At 38.0% G+C, this 1,549-nt stretch carries 3 protein-coding genes; all 3 read right to left on the bottom strand.

Annotated features, from left to right (window positions below; translation table 11 throughout):
• Window positions 1-388 (bottom strand): hypothetical protein (locus tag JU82_RS07285; protein WP_037948734.1); only part of this gene is annotated, 388 nt, incomplete at its 3' end.
• A 4-nt stretch (window positions 389-392) separates the two neighbouring features.
• Complete coding sequence (locus JU82_RS11935) at window positions 393-1,028, bottom strand: GIY-YIG nuclease family protein (protein ID WP_294892490.1); 636 nt, start codon at window positions 1,026-1,028, stop codon at window positions 393-395.
• A gap of 96 nt (window positions 1,029-1,124) precedes the next feature.
• Window positions 1,125-1,523 carry a hypothetical protein gene (locus tag JU82_RS11930; RefSeq protein ID WP_294892488.1) on the bottom strand — a complete coding sequence of 133 codons (399 nt, stop codon included), beginning with the start codon at window positions 1,521-1,523 and terminating at the stop codon, window positions 1,125-1,127.
• Between the last annotated feature and the right edge of the window lie 26 nt (window positions 1,524-1,549).

Here is a 1,549-nt window from a genome sequence, read left to right as displayed (position 1 = left end):
GCACATCACGGCGCAGTTCTTTGTTCTTGAAGTTATCCCTCATAGTTGAAAATGTTCCGTATGAGCTTATTACCAAGGTTACGACAAAAAAAGCAATAATGATTATAGTCCACGTCGGGTGAGCCTTGAAGAATTTGTATTCAATCAGATCATCTTTTAAGGCTTCAATATCCTTTGCTTTTGAACATTCAATAGGGTGTAACATCAGTTTCTCTTTTAACACACTAACATCATCTTCAAGTTCATTAACCCTGTGATTAGTTGTCGTTGTCTGGGTTTCGATTGCATCTAACTTATCGTTTACATTTTCAAAATGTGCGTCCATGAGTTTAGCCAACCCCGTTAGGCGCTCTTCTAAATACAATCTATAATCCGGGCTTTGTACCATAATTTTAAATCTCTTTTAATAACATTTTTCTTTTTGCATGAGCAGTCTTAAGTGATAAACTTCGCTTGCGTCTCGTCTCTATAGATTGGGTGATTCCTAAATGAGATATTCTTAATTTATCCCTTACATCATCCGGAGTCTTGATTCCCTTATTCCATGCTACCTGCTTATCCGTCCTATTAAGTGCAGCCTCTCTCATTTTTTGTTTTGTCTCCTCTGAATGCCGATACCCGGCTCTGGCCTTGACTCTCATTGATATTAGTTCGGCTGAAAGTTTGCCTCTTTTCTTCTGTGGCCTTCCTGTTAGAGCAAGGCTCCTTTTTAAATTAGATTCTATTGATTGGGTTGTTCCTCGGGTACTATAAGCAACGGGACAAATATTAAACCACGGATTTAAAGTATCAATATATTGTTGTTCTATTTTATCTAATCCTAATTCCGAACAACAACATAAGATGAAAAACTCTAAGTCATCCTTACCATATTTATTGTAATGGTTTTGAAGTTTACGTTGGTGTTTTTTATTTTTTAATCTTTTTAGATGAACACCCCACCTTGAATATACATCAACAGAACTACCAATATAGATCCTTTCGGGTTTAATTTTTGATTGTATTTGATATATTCCTGATATTTCCATCCCTGTAAAGATACTAATAAAGCCTGTAATCTGTTTGATCAGTCATTTAAATTAAGTTGTAACCCCCTCCCGCTTCCGACGACGGTTAAGGGTTGGTTATATAATTAGTTTTACACCTATTGTTAAATTATTCCGCACGTTTCCGACATAGATGTATGGTTTCTTTTTAAATATCTTCAAAGCCGCATAACTCAGTCCTGTTCCTATCGTCCCTCCGATCATCGTTGCACCTAAGTCCTTCCAATCCCAGCCGCCGTATTCAATCTCATCCCAAAACTCCTTACCTAATCCGGCAACGGCTACCGAACCCATGCCGAATAAAGCAGCTTTCTCAGGCTTCCAGTTCATTGAATTTCCCGCAAAGGTTCCCCATGTGCCTATCACCACTCCTGCACCTGCATGAAGTTTCTTGTCGTAGGGTATTTGAGCAGACAAACTTGCCGTGAGCATTAAAAGTACTACCCCTGCGATTGCGTGTTTAAGTTTATCGTTCATATCTTAAATAACTCCTTTCTTTATTA

It is taken from the genome of Sulfuricurvum sp. MLSB (genome assembly GCF_000747095.1).
Lineage (GTDB): Bacteria > Campylobacterota > Campylobacteria > Campylobacterales > Sulfurimonadaceae > Sulfuricurvum.
The sequence above is the reverse complement of the archived record's forward strand: the minus strand, read 5'-3'. Positions and strand labels throughout refer to the sequence as shown.